This window comes from Geopseudomonas aromaticivorans, from assembly GCF_019097855.1.
GTDB classification, from domain to species: Bacteria; Pseudomonadota; Gammaproteobacteria; order Pseudomonadales; family Pseudomonadaceae; genus Geopseudomonas; species Geopseudomonas aromaticivorans.
Window position 1 is genome coordinate 203778 of the sequence record NZ_JAHRGL010000049.1, and the last position, 18786, is coordinate 222563.

The following is an 18786-nucleotide window of genomic DNA, read 5'->3' on the forward strand; positions in this document are numbered from 1 at the left end:
ATGAGTACCCGTGCAGCAGTAGCAAGCAGTCGCAATACCGCCGATGCCGGCATTCTCGACCGCATCATCGCCGAGACCAAGTTGACCCCGGATGACGAGGCCTACTCGATCGCCAAGCGCGGCGTGTCGGCCTTCATCGAGGAGCTGCTCAAGCCGCAGAACGAACACGAGCCGGTGAAGAAGGCCATGGTCGACCGCATGATCGCGGAGATCGACGCCAAGCTCAGCCGGCAGATGGACGAAATCCTCCACCACCCGCAGTTCCAGTCGCTGGAGTCGTCCTGGCGCGGCCTCAAGCTGCTGGTGGACCGCACCGACTTCCGCGAGAACATCAAGCTCGAGCTGCTCAATGCCTCCAAGCAGGACCTGCTGGAGGACTTCGAGGACAGCCCGGAGATCTTCCAGTCCGGCCTGTACAAGCACGTCTACACCGCCGAGTACGGCCAGTTCGGCGGCCAGCCGGTCGGCGCGCTGATCGCCAACTACTTCTTCGATCCCAGCGCGCCGGACGTCAAGACCCTGCAGTACGTCGCCAGCGTCGCCAGCATGGCCCACGCGCCGTTCATCGCCGCCGCCGGACCGAAGTTCTTCGGCCTGGAAAGCTTCACCGGCCTGCCCGACCTCAAGGACCTCAAGGACCATTTCGACGGCCCGCAGTTCGCCAAGTGGCAGAGCTTCCGCGAGCAGGAAGACGCCCGCTACGTCGGCCTGACCGTGCCGCGCTTCCTGCTGCGCACGCCGTACGATCCGGAAGAGAATCCGGTGAAGACCTTCGTCTACAAGGAAGGCGTCAGCGCCAGCCACGAGCACTACCTGTGGGGCAACACCGCCTACACCTTCGCCAGCCGCCTGTCCGACAGCTTCGCCAAGTTCCGCTGGTGCCCGAACATCATCGGCCCGCAGAGCGGCGGCGCGGTCGAGGACCTACCGCTGCACCACTTCGCGAGCATGGGCGAGATCGAGACCAAGATCCCCACCGAGGTACTGGTGTCCGATCGCCGCGAGTACGAGCTGGCCGAGGAAGGCTTCATCGCCCTGACCATGCGCAAGGGCAGCGACAACGCCGCGTTCTTCTCCGCCAACTCGGTGCAGAAGCCGAAGTTCTTCGGCAACAGCGCGGAAGGCAAGGCCGCCGAGCTGAACTACAAGCTCGGTACCCAGCTGCCCTACCTGTTCGTGGTCAACCGCCTGGCCCACTACCTCAAGGTCATGCAGCGCGAGCAGATCGGCTCCTGGAAGGAGCGCAGCGACCTCGAGCGCGAGCTGAACAAGTGGATCCGCCAGTACGTCGCCGACCAGGACAACCCCAGCGCCGAAGTGCGCGGCCGCCGTCCGCTGCGCGCCGCGCAGATCGCCGTCAGCGAGGTGGACGGCGAGCCGGGCTGGTACCGCGTCAGCCTCAGCGTGCGCCCGCACTTCAAGTACATGGGGGCGGACTTCACCCTGTCGCTGGTCGGCAAGCTGGACAAGGAGTAAGCGGCCATGGCCTACGGCAGCCTGTTCGAACGTCTCGGCGGTGAAGCCGGCCAGCGCGCTGGCTGGAGTCACGAAGTCGCCGTGATGGCCTCGGTGGCTGCCCACCTGGCCAAGATGCTCAGCACCCGGGCGGGTAGCGTGCAGACGCTGCCCGACTACGGGTTGCCCGATCTCAACGACATGCGCCTGTCGCTGCACGACTCGCTGCAGCAGGCGCGTGCCGCCATCGAGCGCTTCATCGAGGCCTACGAACCGCGCCTGCGTCAGGTGCGGGTGGTTTCCCTGCCGCGCGACCACGACCCGCTCAGCCTCGCCTTCGCCATCGAGGGCTGGCTGGAAGTGGACGGCTTCAGCCGCCAGGTCAGCTTCGCCGCGCGCCTGGACGGCAGCGGCCAGGTCAAGGTCAGTTAAGGAGAACAAGGATGTCCGGCAAACCCGCCGCCCGCCTGGGCGACCCCACCGCCTGCCCGCTCCCGGGCCACGGCAGCAACCCGATCGCCGCCGGCTCGCCCGACGTGCTGTTCGACGGCCTGCCGGCCGCACGCATGGGCGATGCGTCCTCTTGTGGGGGCGCCATGAGCGGCAATCTGATTCCGAACGTGCTGATCAACGGCAAGCCGGCGGTGGTGCTGGGCTCGGTAGGCAGCCATGGCAATGTGGTGGTGGGGGGGTCGGGGACGGTGTTGATCGGGACCAGTGGGGGTGGAGCGTCATTTGTCTCCCCCCTCCCTGTGGAAATTCCCGGGTTCGATGAGCAGTTCGTGCTCACGGATGAGCAAGGTACCCCCATAGCCAATCAGCCATATCTGCTCGTCCGGGAAAACGGTATCCAAGAATCTGGAACCACTGACGCCCAAGGTAGGACACACCGCATCGCGCGCCACGCAAAAGCTGAAAAGATCGACATCTACGTAGCCATGGAAGACTGATACTTATGACTCAGGAAGTGATCAGCAGCCAATCCGGCACTTACAAGAAGATTGCATCGCGGCAAAGCACTCCCGCGTCAGACACGGCCCCCAAAGCGCTGGTCGTTGAACGAGGACTGACTGTATTTCTCGGCGGTGCCGGCATGGTCGGCTCCTACAACGAGGATATGGTCTCCGCGCTACAGGAGGTCGGGATAGCAAACCCAGTCCATGGAAACTACTCATCCCTTGTCACCGGGCTGGACAGCTACGTCCCATCCCTGGTCGACATGCTTGGCGATGCCTCTGCAGTGGCCCTCTATAACCAGGACGAAACCGACCCGGTGGTTTTCGAGTATGGCGAGCTGCAGAAATGCACCTACGGCAGTGAATACATCGAGAAGAAATACCTGTTCGGACTTATCACCGTCCGCCAGTACGACAGGGTCGAGTGCATACCAACCAGCGACCTGCTCGCCATCAAACTCGGCCGAGATCTGAAAGCGATAAAAAGCACAGACTTTTCACTTGCCAGCATAGGTATCGGCAAGTCCCTGCCAGCAGCAGGCCAGTTCAACATCATTGGCTATTCATGGGGAGCGGTGATCGCTGCACGCACCGCAATCTTCCACGCCCGCAAAGGGGTCACTGTGAACCATCTGGTTCTAATCGGCGCCCCGATCAATGCCAGCCTTAAAGCGGCAGTATGCAACCACCCCAAGATTCTAAACACCCACATCGTCGATCTAGTGAGTCAGGGTGACCCTATTTTCGCAGGAATGAGTGACCAACAGATCGTTGACTCTGCACTCAAGCTGGCCAATCAGATGCCTACCGCCGAGGGACACTTCCATTACTCGGGAAACAACCCTGCAGGGCGAGCAAGGCGTCGTCAACTGGCCAAATCCCTCCATGCAAAGGGACTGCGCTGAACATGCTTCGTTACACGCTCCTCGCCCTCTCCCTGCTGATGCTCGCCATGACATTCAATGAGCCTGACAGCTACTGGCCCGTTGATCTGACGCTGCTCGGCCACTCGCTTCAAGGCAATGCTTTTGGCTGGCTGTTTTCAGTCTTTCTTGTGGCCTACATTCCCCTGCTTGGGATTAGTGCCGTGATGCTGATCCGCTATTTCTCGCGCTTCCTCAAGACACGCAATGCCTTGTCGCTTTGGTCGTTGCTGATTTTCGCATTGCTTCCTCTTTGCGCCCTGATTCGTTTCAACGGCTGGGTCTTCAGTGAAATCTTTTAAGGCGAACTGCAGGCACCTTATGGCCATTGAGGCATCCGGTTATAAGCCCCGTTACTGCATCTGGATGACTTCGCACTGGTGTAGCGGCGACATCCCCTCATCGGCCTTCAAGGATTTGAAGCTGATCCCACAACACCAGCCCAACAACTACGCAAAAATCCAAGCAGCTAGTGATTGGCCATGTAACGCCCCAATGGCAGGGATGTAGAACTGATGTCCTTCAACCACTACTACCAGAGCGAGCTCAACGCCCTGCGCCAGCTCGGCAAGCGCTTTGCCGAGCGCAGCCCGGCGCTGGCGCCGTTCCTCGGCCAGAGCGGGCGCGATCCGGATGTCGAGCGCCTGCTCGAGGGCTTCGCCTTCCTCACCGGGCGCCTGCGCCAGAAGCTCGACGACGAATTGCCGGAGCTGACCCACTCGATGATGCACCTGCTGTGGCCGAACTACATGCGCCCGCTGCCGGCGCTCAGCATGCTGCAGTTCGAGCCACTCAAGCGCCCGGGACCGGCGCTGACGGTAGCGCGCCACACGCCGGTGGAGTCGAAGCCGATCCAGGGCGCGACCTGCCGTTTCCGCACCGCCTACGCCACCGAGGTGCTGCCGCTGGCGCTGAGCGCCCTCGACTATGCGGTGCAGGGTGAGGGCGCGCTGCTCAGCCTGCGCCTGACCATGAGCGCCGACGGTCATCTCGGCGAGCTGGACCTGCGCCGGCTGCGCCTGCACCTGAGTGGCGAGCGCTACATCAGCCAGCTGCTCTACCTCGGCCTGCTGCGCCACCTCGACGGCATCCAGTTGGTCGCCCTCGACGCCGACGGCCGGCCGCTGCGCGATGCCCACGACCAACCGCTGCCCGCCCTGCGCCTGGATGCCGCGCAGGTGCAGCCGGTCGGCTTCGCCGAGGACGAGGCGCTGATCCCCTACCCGCTCAACACCTTCCGCGGCTATCGCTTCCTGCAGGAGTACTTCGCCTTCCAGGACAAGTTCCTGTTCGTCGACCTGCACGGCCTGGATGCCCTGCGGCGTCTGCCGGATGAGCAGCTCAAGCGCGTCCGCGGTCTGGAGCTGCGCTTCGACATCCGCCAGGCCGGCGTGCAGCGCATTCGCCCGACCCTGGACAACCTGCGCCTGTACTGCACCCCGGTGGTCAACCTGTTCGCCCACGACGCCACGCCGATCCGCCTCGACGGCCGCCAGGACCAGTACCTGCTGCGCCCGGCCGAATACGACCCGCAGCATTGCGCGGTGTTCTCGGTCGACCGGGTCACCGGCTGGCGGCCCGGCGGCATGGGCTACGAGGAGTACGTGCCGTTCGAATCGTTCGAGCACGACGCCAGCTTCGATGTGCCCCACGCCCGCCCGCACTACAGCGTGCGCCAGCAGCCGTCGCTGCTGGGCGACGGCCTGGAGACCTGGCTGAGCTTCGGCACGCGCCAGGCCGACCAGCAGGAAACCCTGTCCGTCGAGCTGACCTGCACCAACCAGAACCTGCCGCGCCAGCTGGGGATCGGCGACATCTGCCGGCCCTGCGAGGGCACCCCGGAGTTCCTGGCGTTCCGCAACATCGGCGCGGTGACCCCCAGCTATGCACCGCCGTTGCACCGCGACTACCTGTGGAAGCTGATTTCCAACATGTCGCTCAACTACCTGTCGCTGGCCAACGTCGAGGCGCTCAAGGCGATCCTCGAGACCTACGACCTGCCGCGCCACTACGACCAGCACGCAGAAAAGGTCAGCCGGCGCCTGCTCGGCGGACTGCAGCAGATCGGCCACCGGCACGTCGATCGCCTGCACCGCGGCCTGCCGGTGCGCGGCGTGCGCACCGAGCTGGTCATGGCCGCCGACTGCTACCTGGGCGAGGGCGACCTGTTCCTCTTCGCCTCGGTGCTCAACGAATTCTTTGCCCTGTACGCCAGCCTCAACTCGTACCACGAGCTGCGCGTGCAGAGCACCCAGGGAGAGGTGTACCAATGGACGCCGCGCATGGGGCAGCAGCCCCTGCTCTGAACCGGCTCGGCCGGAGCATCCGCGAGTACAGCCTGTTCCAGGGCGTGCAGCGGGTGCTGAACCGCCTGCAGACCGCCCATCCGCAGCTGGACGAGCAGGCGCTGTACGAACGTCTGGAATTCCAGGCCAACCCCAGCCTGGGCTTTCCCGGCTGCGACATCGAGCGCGTGCAGTTCTTCGAGGAGCACGGCGAGCTGCGCGCGCGCCTGTGCGTCAACCTGGTCGGCCTGTGCGGCGCCGGTTCGCCGCTGCCGACGTTCTACGGCGAACAGGCGCTGGGCGACAGCGCGGTCGACAACCCGACCCGCCACTTCCTCGACCTGTTCAACGACCGCCTGCAGCGCCTGCTGCTGCCGATCTGGCAAAAATACCGCTACCACGCGCGCTTCGCCCGCGGTGCCCGCGATCCGCTGTCCGCCCAGCTGTTCGCCCTGATTGGCCTCGGCGGCGAGCCGATCCGCAGCGCTGCGGAGCTGAACTGGAAACGTCTGCTGCCCTACCTCGGTCTGCTCAGCCTGCGCGCCCACTCGGCAGCGCTGATCGAATCGGTGCTGCGCTACTACTTCAAGCACGCCGAACTGCACATCGAGCAGTGCCTGGAGCGCCGGGTGACCATCCTCTTTGATCAGCGCAACCGCCTCGGCCGCGCCAACAGCCAGCTGGGCGAAAGTCTGGTGCTCGGCGAGCAGGTGCGCGACCGCGGCGGCAAGTTCCGCATCCACATCCGCCAGCTCGACTGGCAAGGCTTCCACGCCTTCCTGCCGTCGGGCGACGGCTACCAGCCGCTCTGCGCGCTGGTGCGCTTCACCCTGCGCGACCCGCTCGACTACGACATCCGCCTGGAGCTGCGCCGGGACGAAATCCGCGAGCTGCGTATCGGCGCCGCCAACCCCTGCCGCCTGGGCTGGACCAGCTGGCTCGGCCGCGAGCGCGCCGACGGCCTGGTCACCCTGGGCAGCCGCATCAATCAAGGAGCGATGAAATGATCAACGTCGATTTGCAACAGCTGGTCCAGGCCCTCGACGCCGCGACCCGCGGCGACCTGGAAGGTGCCGCCGAGCGCTGCATGGCCCGCGGCGGCAGCAGGATCCTGGTCGAGGACCTGCTGCTCGGCCTGCTCGAGCGCCCGGACGGCCTGCTGGCCCGCGCCCTGCAGGATGCCGGGGTGGACGCCGGCGAACTGGCCGGCGTGCTGCAGCCGCGCGGCGAGGCCAGCGCGTCGCGCAACCCAGTGTTCGCCAGCGAGCTGGTGCGGTGGCTGCAGGATGCCCTGCTGGTTGCCAGCCTGGAGCTCGGCCAGAGCCGGATCGATCCGGCGGCCCTGCTCCTTGCCCTGCTGCGCAACCCGCTGCGCCATGCCGGCACCCGCTACCAGCCGTTGCTGGCCAGGCTAGATGCCGAACGCCTGCGCGACTTCGCCCGCAGCCAGCAGCCGCAGCCGAGCGCCGGCCAGCCCGCCGCAGGCGGCGAATCGGCGCTGGCGCGCTTCACCCACAACTTCACCCAGCAGGCCCGGGACGGCAAGCTCGACCCGGTGCTGTGCCGCGACGCGGCAATCCGCCAGATGATCGACATCCTCGCCCGGCGGCGGAAGAACAACCCCATCGTGGTCGGCGAGGCCGGCGTCGGCAAGACCGCGCTGGTCGAGGGCCTGGCCCTGCGCATCGCCGACGGCGAGGTGCCGGAGGCGCTCAAGGGCGTCGAGCTGCTGGGCCTCGATCTCGGCCTGCTGCAGGCCGGCGCCAGCGTCAAGGGCGAGTTCGAGCGCCGCCTGCAGGGGGTGATCGACGAGGTCAAGGGTGCGCCCCGGCCGGTCATCCTGTTCATCGACGAGGCGCACACCCTGATCGGCGCCGGCGGCCAAGCCGGCGGCTCGGACGCCGCCAACCTGCTCAAGCCGGCACTGGCGCGCGGCGAGCTGCGCACCATCGCCGCCACCACCTGGAGTGAATACAAGAAGTACTTCGAGAAGGATCCGGCGCTGGCCCGGCGCTTCCAGCCGGTGCAGCTGCTCGAGCCGACGGTGGCCGAGGCGGTGACCATCCTGCGCGGCCTGGCGCCGGTCTACGAGCGCAGCCACGGCATCTACCTGCGCGACGATGCCGTGGTGGCCGCCGCCGAACTGTCCGCCCGCTACCTCGCCGGCCGCCAGCTGCCGGACAAGGCGGTGGACGTTCTGGACACCGCCTGCGCGCGGGTGCGCATCAGCCTGGCGGCCGCCCCTGCGGCGCTGGAGCGCCTGCGCGGCGAAATCGCCGAAGGCGAGCGCCAGCAGCAGGCCCTGAGCCGTGACCTGGACGCCGGACTGGCCATCGACGGCGATGCCCTGGCGCAACTGGAAAGCCGCCTGGACGCCGCGCGCAGCGAACGGCAACAACTGGAAGAGCGCTGGCGCGGCCAGCGCGAACTGGCCGAGCGGCTGCTCGAGCTGCGCCAGCGTTGCTCCACTGCACGCCTGACTACTGCCGCGGCGGATGCCGGGGACGTAGTTCAACCCACCGCAGAGCAACTGGAAGACGAGCTGCGCGCCCTGCAGGCCGAACTCGCAAGCGCCCAGAGCGCCGAGCGCCTGGTCAGCCACGAAGTCTGCCCGCGCCTGGTGGCCGAGGTGATCAGCCAGTGGACCGGCGTGCCGCTGGCCCAGCTGGCCCGCGAGCACAGCAGCAAGGTGGCCGGCTTCGCCGCCGACCTCGGCCTGCGCGTGCGCGGCCAGCAACAGGCAGTGCAGGCCCTCGACCGCGCCATGCGCGCCAGCGCCGCCGGCCTCAACAAGGCCGACGCGCCGGTCGGCGTGTTCCTGCTGGTCGGCCCCAGTGGCGTCGGCAAGACCGAGACCGCCCTGGCCCTGGCCGACCTGCTGTACGGCGGCGAGCGCTTCCTCACCACCATCAACATGGCCGAGTTCCAGGAGAAGCACTCGCTGTCGCGGCTGATCGGCGCCCCGCCCGGCTACGTCGGCTATGGCGAGGGCGGCATGCTCACCGAGGCGGTGCGCCAGAAACCCTACTCGGTGATCCTCCTCGACGAGGTGGAGAAGGCCGACCCGGACGTGCTCAACCTCTTCTACCAGATCTTCGACAAGGGCGTGGCCAACGACGGCGAAGGGCGCGCGATCGACTTCCGCAACTGTCTGATCCTGCTCACCTCCAACCTCGCCAGCGAGCGCATCACCGCGCTCTGCGCCGGCGGCCAGCGCCCGGATGCCGACGAGCTGGAGCAGGCCATCCGCCCGCAACTCAGCCAGCACTTCAAGCCGGCGCTGCTGGCACGCATGCGCGTGGTGCCCTACTACCCGGTGGCCGGCGAGGTGCTGCGCGAACTGGTCGAACTCAAACTGGCCCGCTTCGGCGAACGCCTGGCCCGCCGCCAGCTGCGCTTCAGCCACTGCGCGGCGCTGGTCGAGCACCTGGGCGGTCGCTGCAGCCACGGCGACAGCGGCGCCCGGCTGATCGACCAGTTGATCGACCGCCACCTGCAGCCGCTGGTGGTCGACCGTCTGCTCGCCGCCATGGCCGGCGGCGCCCCCCTGCAGCACGTGCACGCCACCCTCGACGGCGAAGGAGCGCTGATCTGTGAATTCTCCTGACGCCGCGCCGCTGTTCGCCCAGGTCCCGCAGCCGCTGCGCTACGCCGAAGCCCTGCTGGAGTGCTACGCCAGCCTGGCCCGCACCGCCAGCGGCGACAGCCTGCTGGGCGAGCTGGTGCGCTCTGCCGCGCAGCTGTCCGGCGGCGAGCTGAGCCAGCTGTACCTGCTCGACGACAGCCACACCCGGCTGTGCCTGTCGGCCGAATGGCTCGAGGACCTGCTGCAGCCACGCGAAGCCGCCAGCCTGCCGAGCGACTATCGCGACGAGCAGCTGCTGCAATACTGCCTGTGCCAGAACCGCGTGCTCAGCCTGGCGGGGCTCGACGCCAGCCTGCACGACGCCAGCTTCCTGCCACCAGCCCGCCAGCCCTGGTGCAGCCTGCTGTGCCTGCCGCTGCTGGACGAACGGCAGCGCTGCGCCGGCCTGCTGCTGGTCGCCAGCCAGAGTTCCCGTGACCTGCTGGGTTTTGCCGGCTCGCTCGGCCGGCTCGGCGGCTTCGCCCTGGCCCAGCTGCAGCTGCTGCAGCGCCTGCGCGCGCCCCGCCCGGCGGAGGACGCCAGCCCCGCCGTACCGGCCCCTCTGGCCAGCGGCTACGGCCTGATCGGCGACAGCCCGCGCATGCGCGAGCTGTACCAGTTGATCGGCAAGGTCCTGCACAACCCGGTGAGCGTGCTGATCACCGGCGAGACCGGCACCGGCAAGGAGCTGGTCGCCCGCGCCATCCACGACTGCGGCCTGCGGCGCAGCCGGCCGTTCATCGTGCAGAACTGCGCCTCGCTGCCGGAGAACCTGCTGGAAAGCGAGCTGTTCGGCTATCGCAAGGGCGCCTTCACCGGCGCCGACCGCGACCGCGCCGGCCTGTTCGATGCCGCCGACGGCGGCACCCTGTTCCTCGACGAGATCGGCGACATGCCGCTGGCCCTGCAGGCCAAGCTGCTGCGCGTGCTGCAGGAAGGCGAAGTACGCCCGCTCGGTTCGACCGAGACCCACCGGGTCGACGTGCGCATCATCGCCGCCACCCATCGCCAGCTGCGCAGCCAGGTCGAGGAAGGCCGCTTTCGCGAGGACCTGTTCTATCGCCTGTCGCACTTCCCCATCGAGCTGCCGCCGCTGCGCGAGCGCTCCAGCGACGTCCTGCGCCTGGCCCGCCACTTCGCCGCCAACGCCTGCGCCTTCCTGCAGCGCGACCCGTGCCGCTGGTCCGATGCCGCGCAGGAGCGTCTGGCCAGCTACGACTTCCCCGGCAACGTGCGCGAGCTGAAGAGCATCGTCGAGCGCGCCGTGCTGCTCTGCGAAGGCGGCGAGCTGCTGCCCGAGCACCTCAACCTGCGCCACGTCGACAACGCCACCGACAGCACCCTCAGCCTGCGCGAACGTCTCGAACGGGTGGAGCGCAATCTGCTGCTCGACTGCCTGCGCAAGAACCGCGGCAACCAGACCCACGCCGCCCGCGAACTGGGCCTGCCGCGGCGCACCCTGCTGTACCGCATGGACAAGCTGAACATCAGCGCGAGCGATATCTGAGGCTCAGGGAGAAGAGCATGTTCAATCCAGCCAACCAACCCCACTTCTGCCTGCGCATCGACGGCGTCGAGCACGACCTGCAGGTGCTCGAGTTCCACGGCCGCGAAGCCATCAGCCAGCCCTGGCGCTTCGACCTGGAACTGGTCGGCGAACGTCCCGATCTCGACCTGCAGAGCCTGCTCAACCGCCCGGCCTTCCTTGCCTTCGCCCCGGATGGCGCCGGGGTGCATGGTCTGGTCTACCAGATCGCCCAGGGCGACTCCGGCCAGCGCCTGACCCGCTACCGCCTGAGCCTGGTACCACGCCTGGCCTACCTGGCCCACCGCAGCAACCGGCGCATCTTCCAGCACCTCAGCGTGCCGCAGATCGTCGCCCGGGTACTCGAGGAGCACGGCATCCTCGAAGGCAGTGGCTACCGCTTCCAGCTCGGCCCGGCCGGCTATCCCCCTCGCGACTACTGTGTGCAATACGCCGAGTCCGACCTGCACTTCATCCAGCGCCTGTGCGAGGAGGAAGGCCTCCACTACCACTTCCGGCACAGCCCGGAGGAGCACCTGCTGGTATTCGGCGACGACCAGACCGTGTTCCCCAGACTGGCGCCGGTGAGCTACCAGCAGGACTCCGGTCTGGTCGCCGACGCGCGAGTGGTCAAGCGCTTTGGCGTGCGCCTGGAAACCCGTACCAGCCGGGTCAGCCGGCGCGACTACGATTTCGAGCAGCCGCGCCTGGCGCTGGAAAGCGCCTTCGCCAGCGAGTTCGCCCCGGACCTGGAGGACTACGACTACCCCGGCCGCTACACCGACCGCAGCCGCGGTCGACACCTCGCCCGCCGTGCCCTCGAGCGCCACCGTGCCGACTACCAGCTGGCCGAGGGCGACAGCGACCAGCCGACCCTGCGCAGCGGGCACTTCCTCGAGCTGGGCGAGCATCCGCGCCCCGAGTGGAACCAGCTGTGGCTACTCAGCGAAGTCCACCACGAAAGCAAGCAACCGCAGGTGCTCGAGGAGTCGGTCACCAGCGATACGGCGACCAGCGACGGCTTCACCCAGGGCTACCGCAACCGCTTCGTCGCCACGCCCTGGGACGTGCCCTTCCGCCCGCCGCTGGCCCATGCCAAGCCGCGCCTCCTCGGCAGCCAGAGCGCCGTGGTCACCGGCCCGCAAGGGGAAGAAATCCACTGCGACCCGTACGGTCGCGTCAAGGTGCAGTTCCACTGGGACCGCGAGGGCCAGGCCGACGACACCACCAGCTGCTGGCTGCGCGTATCGAGCAGTTGGGCCGGCGACCGCTACGGCGGCATCGCCATCCCGAGGGTCGGCATGGAGGTGTTGGTCAGCTTCCTCGAAGGCGACCCCGACCAGCCGCTGGTCACCGGCTGCCTGTACCACAAGGAGCACGTGGTCCCCTACGACCTGCCGGCCAACAAGACCCGCAGCCTGTTCAAGACCCTCAGCAGCCCCGGCGGTGGCGGCTACAACGAGCTGCGTATCGAGGACCGCCAGGGCCAGGAGCAGATCTACCTGCACGCCCAGCGCGACTGGGACCAGAACATCGAGCACGACCAGACCATCCGCGTCGGCCATCAGCGCCACGACAGCGTCGAGGCCAACAGCTACAGCGAATTCAAGGCCGAGGAACACCGCACCACCCACGGCGAGCGCAAGACCGAGGTACGCGCCAACGACCACCTCAGTGTCGGCAGCAGCCAGCACGTCAAGCTCGGCAGCGGCCATTTCGTCGAGGCCGGCAACGAGATCCACTACTACGCCGGCGACAAGGTGGTGATCGACGCCGGCCTGGAGCTCACCGCCCAGGGCGGCGGCAGCTGGATCAAGCTCGATCCGAGCGGCGTCACCCTGAGCGGCGCGACCATCCGAATCAATTCGGGCGGGGCACCAGGCAGCGGTTCCGGGATCCAGATCATCGGCCCGGTGATCCCCGGCGCCGCCGATGCGGCCAAGGCGGGCGAACGACTCGGCCGTACCAAGGCCAATACCTCCTGGCTGGAGCTGAACCTGCACTACCCGAATCTGGAGCCCGTGCCTCACGCAGCGTACCGCGTCGAGCTCAGCGACGGCTCGCAACGCGAGGGCCAGCTCGATGCCCAGGGGCATGCCCGCCTGGAGGATGTGCCTATCGGGCCGATCAAGGTCTATTACGGCGAAGACCCGCGCCCATATTCACGCCACGCGATCAAGAGCGTACGAACCACCGAACAGAACATAGAAGACGATCTGCGCAAACTCGGCCTTGAGCCGGATGCAATCGATCTGCAGGCCCTGATCGAACAGGCCGCCGGGAGGATGATGTGAAGCAGAGCAACGACCACGATGAAGACGCGGGTCGCCGCGCGGCCTACGAAGAAGCCGCAATCGAGCTTGCCAAGGGGATTGCACTTGGCGCCGTTCCCTTCCTCGGCCAAGCCGTCGATGCCTGGGACACGGTCGAGTCCGCCACCCGCCTGCACCGGGAAAAATCCCCGAGCGGCAGAGAAGACGCCCAGTTCGATTTGCTGCTGGCAATCATCGGCTGGATTCCCGGCCCCGGTGACGGCGTCAAGAAAAGCCTGCGGATCGTCAATCGCGACCCGCAGCGCTATGCCCCGGTGCTGTTCGACCTGCTGCGCTTCGTGCTTCAGGAGTGCGGGATCAAGACCAGCCCGGAAGCCCTCCTCGCCCAGATCTTCAATTCCGCGGCACTGCGCGCCGAACTGGACGAAGTCATCGCGGGCGTAAAGAACTCGTCCGCCTTCGAGGCATTGCCTGCGCTGTTGCAGTCGGCCGTGTTGACCGTTCTTGCCGGCGCCCGCGACAACATGCCGGCCATGCTCGGCATTGTCGAAAAGCGCCTGAACAAGTGGAAAAACCTGCAGCGCAACAGTGCGGCAACCAGCTTCGGCAGCAGCAAGCCAGCCGAGGGACGCAAACCCGCCAGTCACGATACCCAAACTGCCGATGGCGCCAGCCGAACCCGCAGCAACAGCGCGGACCACGCCACACTCGGCCAGCAAAGTCTGGCCAGGCTCACCAACGAGGGGCTCGGCGTCAGCGGCGAGCACATCGCCGATTACATCTGCGCCTATGAGCTCGGGTGGGGCAAGGACTGGGATGGCCACGACCGCGGAGCTGACGGGCAATGGCTACAAGGTAAACCCAGCGCGACCAAGATGGGCAAGCTGTCGAAAGGCGGCAATCCAAAGACCCCGCATGTGCTCTACAAGCTCACCGACGGCGCCAATGGCACGGGAATCGACGCGGTATGGCGTGCCGACCCGAGCACCAACAACGGCAAGTTGTTCGCGATTATCGAGGCCAAGGCCAGCAAGAATGAAGATGCGCCGAAGTTCATGCGAAAACCCAATAACACGCGCAAACCTAGAATATCTACGCGACTTGGCGTAGGTGGATTGACAGATCCGAGCGAGCTCATTGAGCCAGTCGAAGAAGAAAATTCATCTGGAAATGCAAAAAAACCAAAAGTTAAATCAAAAAATAAGACACCCAACCAAAAAACCGCATCAACTTCTCCACATAAGGCAGAAAAAGAGATTCTTGTTCAGCTTAGCAAAGAGTGGATCTACGTAAACCTTAAGAGATCAGCACCTCTGCGCCTATTGGACCTGATCCGCAGCTCATATAGCCGCCACTTGTTCTATTCACCGCTATACCACCCGAGCCTAAGCCCTAAAGCTCATGCTCAGGCCCGCTTGAAAAGCTCCGATAGCCAAGCGCATAGCGAACACGCTGCCCTTCATTACGGAGAAAGCGAAGTGAGGGAGCTTGTGAATCATCGCAAGAAGGCGCTTACCTCGAAATACGGCTACTACGAATCACTGAAGCTCGAGAGCTGAAAATGAAAAGAAGACAACAATTCCTTAACAACGGCCAGTATAAAAATTTCCTGGAATACTGCAGTGAAACAGTGGAGTTCTGGAAAATTCACCTCATGGAATCCGACTCCCCCGAGCAAGAAAAATCGCTCCGAGCAAGACACTTTCAGGCCGTAGCCCTAGACAAGCTAACTATTACCTACACTGCTGGAGAGCCAATAGAAAACCTGCCTCCCATTTTAGAGAGTCTCATATCTCTTTACGAGGACTTTCAAAAATCCTTGGCACTTTACGAAAAATCACCAAACATATGCCCACTAGCTATTGACGACTGGCCATATCAATACGAGGAATGTGTTCAGGTAATCAGCCTGTGCATTCTGCTGCACCGCATCGATCTACTCGAGCGTTTCGTCGCCCTGATAGATAATGCCGGCTATGCGGGCGAAGACACTCTATACGAAGACTTGCTCGCCAAGGTTCTTCCCGGCCGCCATGACATAGACGAGTGGTATCACGACCTCTATACCCCCCTGATTCGCGCGATCTACGTGGAGGACAAGGTCGAGGCCGCCCGCCTGCTCGAGGAGTACTGCAACCAGTGGTATCCCGCCTTCGAGCAGGCACCCTGGCATGACTCGCATCTGGATGGCGAAGAGGGCTCCTACGTCGGCTACTGGGCCTTCGAAGCCGGCGCCATCGCCTTCCTCTACGGCATCGACGATAGCCAGATCGACCACATGGTTTACCCCAAGGACCTGGTTGCCTATGCGCGCAACTTCACCCCGCCGGCCGGCTCGACTCAGATCGGCCGCGTCGAGGCCGGTCAGCCCTGCCCGCGTGCCGGCTACTGGTTCACCCCGGCGCAGGCCAACTCCCGCCGCCACTTCCAGCAAGGCGAAATCATGCCCTGCTTCACCGGCTCCAGCTGGGGCGACACGCTCTGGTACTGGTCCGGCGAGGAGCACGCCTGATGTCCACAGCCCATTTACCCATCGCAACCGGAAGGGAGCCCGCCATGCGGCACTGTCTCTACCCCGCCGCCCTGCTCGCCTTGGCCCTGTGCCTGGCCGGCTGCAGCGGCAACTACAAGTTCAGCGACGCCGACTACCGCCCGCTGGGCGATCCGCACGTGGAAAACCGCGGCAACTGACCGCCAGGGAGGACAACAACCATGGAACTGGTTTTCGAAATGCTCGCTGCCCAGCAGTTCGGCCCGGGCCTGCTGACAAGCAAGACCTTCACGCAGGCCGGCGGCAGCATCGGCCGCGCCGAGGACTGCGACTGGGTGATCCCCGATCGCAAGCGCATCCTCTCCGGCCGCCACGCCGAGGTGAGCTACCGCGACGGCGCCTTCTACCTCACCGACACCAGCAGCAACGGCATCCAGCTCAGGGACAGCGGCGCCAGCCTGACCAGGGGACAGCCGCAGCGCATCGAACACGGCAGCACCTACTGTCTGGGCGACTTCGAGATCCGCGCGCGGCTGGTCCGCGACCCGGCACCGTTCGCCGGCGAGATCGGCCGCCCGCTGCCGGCCGGCAGCATCATCCCCGACGATGCCTTCCTCGATCTCGACCCGCTGACCGCGCTGGAACAACAGGAACGCGGCTATGCCGAGGTCGACGAGCTGAGCGCGATCCTCCAGCCGCCGCGTGCCCAGGCGCAGCAGCGCGACTATGCGCAGATCGACGAGGAAAACCTGCCGGTACCGGAGCTGGTGATGCCCAGGCCAGCAGCGCAGCCCAGGCCGGCTGCCGAGCCCGCGCGCCTGCCTGCAGCCTTCTGGCAGCGCTTCGGCGCAGACCTCGGCGTCAGCCTCGACGGCCTCGACGACGACGCCCGCGAGGCGCTGGCGCTGCACGCCGCGCGGCTGCTGCGCCAGAGCATCGCCGGCCTGCAGCAGAGCCTGCGCACCCGCAGCGAGCTGAAGAACGAGCTGCGCCTGGCGCTGACCACGGTGCAGAGCGCCGGCAACAACCCGCTCAAGCACAGTAGCGATGCCGATGCGGCCCTCGCCGCCCTGCTGCGCCCAGGCAAGCCCGGCCAGCTGCCGGCCGGCCAGGCGCTCGGCCGTGCCTTCCGCGACCTGCAGGCGCACCAGGTGGCGCTGCTCGCCGCCAGCCGCGCCGCAGTCAAGGGCATGCTCGTCCAGCTGGCCCCGGAGCAGCTGACCCTGCGCTTCGAGCGCGAGCACAAGCCGCTGCTGGCCACCGCCGGCAGCCGCTGGCGCGCCTACCGTCGCCTGCACGAGACGCTGGCGCAGGACGACGACTGGAGCGAACGCCTGTTCGCCCGCGACTTCGCCAAGACCTACGAAGAACAGGTGCGCCTGATCGCCACCCTCGATACCGACCTGCAAGGATGATCCGCATGCCTCGCCTGTTTCCCCTGGCCATGCTGGCCGCGCTGCTCGGCCTGGGCGGCTGCTCGGCGCTGTCGCCATACTCGCACCTGACCAAGCTGGACCTCAGCCTGGCCGGCAGCGACCAGCTCAACCCCGACCTCAACGGCCGGCCGTCGCCGATCGTGCTGCGCCTGTTCGAGCTCAAGCATCCGGTGGCGTTCGAGAGCGCCGACTTCTTCAGCCTCTACCAGCGCCCCAAGGAAGCCCTGTCGCCCGACCTGGTGACCCTCGAGGAGCTCGAGCTGCGTCCCGGCGAGACCCGCGAGCTGAAGCTGTCGGTGCAGTCCGACAGCCGCTACGTCGGCGTGCTCGCCGCCTACCGCGATCTGCCGGAAGCCCAATGGCGCTTCGTCATCCCGCTCGAGGCCGCCGCGCGCAACCGCAGCACGCTGAGCCTCGACGAGCGCGGCATTCGCGATCTCGCCGCCGCTGACCAGCCGAAAACCCAGGGCGAGGACTGAGCCATGAGCCAGCACAAGGTGGTCTGGCAGGAAGGCATGCTGCTGCGCCCGCAGCACTTCCAGCAGAACGACCGGTACTACGAACAGCAGCTGAAGACCCGCACCCAGAAGCTGGGCCACTACGCCTGGGGCTTCTTCAGCCTGGAGATCGACCGCCAGTTCCTCAACATGGGCAAGCTGGTGCTCAGCCAGGCCAGCGGCATCCTCCCCGATGGCAGCCTGTTCGAACTCGACGGCGGCCGCGAACCGCTGGCCGTCGACGTGCCGCCGAACACCGGCAACACCCCGGTGTACCTGGCATTGCCGCTGGTCACCGGCAACCACATCGAGAGCCGCCGTCCGGAGCAGAAGGACGTGCTGGCGCGCTACACCGCCTGCGACGAGGAGGTCGCCGACTCCAACGCCGGCGACGGCAGCAGCAGCCAGGTCAGCACCGCCCGCCCGGACTTCCGTCTGCTGCTCGGCGAGCAGCGCAGCGACCAGGCCTACGTCAGGCTCAAGCTGTGCGACATCCTCGACACCACCCCGGACGGGGTGATCGCCCTGGATGGCGAATTCATCCCGACCTTCATCGACTTCCAAGCTTCCGGCTACCTGCTGTCCTGCCTCAAGGAAGTGATCAGCATGCTCGGCCACCGCGGCGACATCCTCGCCGAACGCATCCGCGCCACCGGCAAGGTCGGCGGCGCCGAGGTCGGCGACTTCCTGATGCTGCAGCTGATCAACCGCCACGAGCCGGTGCTGCGCCACTACCTCGGCCTCGAGCAGGTGCACCCGGAGCAGATCTACCGCGAACTGCTCGGCCTGCTCGGCGAACTGGCGACCTTCTCCAGCGAGAGCAAGCGCCCGCGCCTGGACAGCCGTTACCAGCACAGCGACCAGGGCGCCAGCTTCCGCAGGCTGATGGACGCCATCCGCCAGGTGCTGTCGATGGTGCTCGAGCAGCACGCCATCGAGCTGGCCCTGCAGCAGCGCCAGTACGGCATCCAGGTGGCGCCGCTGCACGACCACCAGCTGCTCGGCTCGGCCGCCTTCGTGCTCGCCGCCAGCGCCCAGTGCGACTCGGAAGAGCTGCGCTCGCGCCTGCCGGCACACCTCAAGGTCGGCGCGGTGGAGCGCATCCGCCAGCTGGTCAACCTGCACCTGCCGGGGATCAAGGTGAAGCCGCTGCCGGTGGCGCCGCGGCAGATCCCTTTCCACGCCGGCAAGACCTACTTCGCCCTCGAGCTGAGCGCCGAGGAGCTGGCCCAGCTGGAGCGCTCCGGCGGCTTCGCCTTCCACGTCTCCGGCGAGTTTTCCGGGCTTGAACTGAAATTCTGGGCGATCAGGAACTGACCG

At 66.3% G+C, this 18786-nt stretch carries 16 protein-coding genes; all 16 read left to right on the plus strand.

Annotated elements, in window-relative coordinates; all coding sequences use genetic code 11:
• The 16 genes from tssC to tssK all read left to right on the plus strand — a co-directional run bounded on the left by tssC (nucleotide 1) and on the right by tssK (nucleotide 18783).
• Nucleotides 1–1476: a type VI secretion system contractile sheath large subunit gene (tssC, locus tag KRX52_RS15540; protein WP_217682629.1), complete on the plus strand. Its 1476-nt coding sequence runs from the start codon at nucleotides 1–3 to the stop codon at nucleotides 1474–1476.
• Between the two features lie 6 nt (nucleotides 1477–1482).
• On the plus strand, nucleotides 1483–1887 hold the full coding sequence (tssE, locus tag KRX52_RS15545; protein ID WP_217682630.1) for a type VI secretion system baseplate subunit TssE: 405 nt from the start codon (nucleotides 1483–1485) through the stop codon (nucleotides 1885–1887).
• Nucleotides 1888–1898: 11 nt separating this feature from the next.
• Nucleotides 1899–2405 (plus strand): PAAR domain-containing protein, encoded by a 507-nt coding sequence (locus KRX52_RS15550; RefSeq protein ID WP_217682631.1) that lies wholly within the window; start codon nucleotides 1899–1901, stop codon nucleotides 2403–2405.
• Nucleotides 2406–2410: 5 nt separating this feature from the next.
• Entirely contained in the window at nucleotides 2411–3316 is a 906-nt protein-coding gene (locus tag KRX52_RS15555; RefSeq protein WP_217682632.1) for an alpha/beta hydrolase family protein, read from the plus strand.
• A gap of 2 nt (nucleotides 3317–3318) precedes the next feature.
• Nucleotides 3319–3636, plus strand: coding sequence for a hypothetical protein (locus KRX52_RS15560; protein WP_217682633.1), 318 nt, complete (start codon nucleotides 3319–3321; stop codon nucleotides 3634–3636).
• A gap of 213 nt (nucleotides 3637–3849) precedes the next feature.
• Nucleotides 3850–5640 carry a type VI secretion system baseplate subunit TssF gene (gene tssF / locus KRX52_RS15565; protein ID WP_217682634.1) on the plus strand — a complete coding sequence of 597 codons (1791 nt, stop codon included), beginning with the start codon at nucleotides 3850–3852 and terminating at the stop codon, nucleotides 5638–5640.
• Nucleotides 5604–6626: a type VI secretion system baseplate subunit TssG gene (tssG, locus tag KRX52_RS15570; protein WP_217682635.1), complete on the plus strand. Its 1023-nt coding sequence runs from the start codon at nucleotides 5604–5606 to the stop codon at nucleotides 6624–6626. The genes tssF and tssG overlap by 37 nt, the downstream gene beginning before the upstream one ends.
• Nucleotides 6623–9226 (plus strand): type VI secretion system ATPase TssH, encoded by a 2604-nt coding sequence (tssH, locus tag KRX52_RS15575; RefSeq protein WP_217682636.1) that lies wholly within the window; start codon nucleotides 6623–6625, stop codon nucleotides 9224–9226. Before tssG ends, tssH begins: the two co-directional genes overlap by 4 nt.
• A gap of 10 nt (nucleotides 9227–9236) precedes the next feature.
• Entirely contained in the window at nucleotides 9237–10751 is a 1515-nt protein-coding gene (locus KRX52_RS15580) for a sigma-54 interaction domain-containing protein (RefSeq protein ID WP_217682698.1), read from the plus strand.
• A 17-nt stretch (nucleotides 10752–10768) separates the two neighbouring features.
• Nucleotides 10769–13063: a type VI secretion system Vgr family protein gene (locus KRX52_RS15585; protein WP_217682637.1), complete on the plus strand. Its 2295-nt coding sequence runs from the start codon at nucleotides 10769–10771 to the stop codon at nucleotides 13061–13063.
• Entirely contained in the window at nucleotides 13060–14601 is a 1542-nt protein-coding gene (locus KRX52_RS15590) for a hypothetical protein (protein WP_217682638.1), read from the plus strand. Before KRX52_RS15585 ends, KRX52_RS15590 begins: the two co-directional genes overlap by 4 nt.
• A gap of 2 nt (nucleotides 14602–14603) precedes the next feature.
• Nucleotides 14604–15554, plus strand: a complete 951-nt coding sequence (locus KRX52_RS15595; protein WP_217682639.1) for a PoNe immunity protein domain-containing protein — start codon at nucleotides 14604–14606, stop codon at nucleotides 15552–15554.
• Between the two features lie 44 nt (nucleotides 15555–15598).
• Nucleotides 15599–15733, plus strand: a complete 135-nt coding sequence (locus tag KRX52_RS15600; RefSeq protein ID WP_217682640.1) for a type VI secretion protein — start codon at nucleotides 15599–15601, stop codon at nucleotides 15731–15733.
• Nucleotides 15734–15754: 21 nt separating this feature from the next.
• Nucleotides 15755–16948, plus strand: a complete 1194-nt coding sequence (gene tagH, locus KRX52_RS15605) for a type VI secretion system-associated FHA domain protein TagH (protein ID WP_217682641.1) — start codon at nucleotides 15755–15757, stop codon at nucleotides 16946–16948.
• A 5-nt stretch (nucleotides 16949–16953) separates the two neighbouring features.
• Nucleotides 16954–17448 (plus strand): type VI secretion system lipoprotein TssJ, encoded by a 495-nt coding sequence (tssJ, locus tag KRX52_RS15610; RefSeq protein WP_217682642.1) that lies wholly within the window; start codon nucleotides 16954–16956, stop codon nucleotides 17446–17448.
• A 3-nt stretch (nucleotides 17449–17451) separates the two neighbouring features.
• On the plus strand, nucleotides 17452–18783 hold the full coding sequence (gene tssK / locus KRX52_RS15615; RefSeq protein ID WP_217682643.1) for a type VI secretion system baseplate subunit TssK: 1332 nt from the start codon (nucleotides 17452–17454) through the stop codon (nucleotides 18781–18783).
• The last annotated feature ends 3 nt before the right edge of the window (nucleotides 18784–18786 follow it).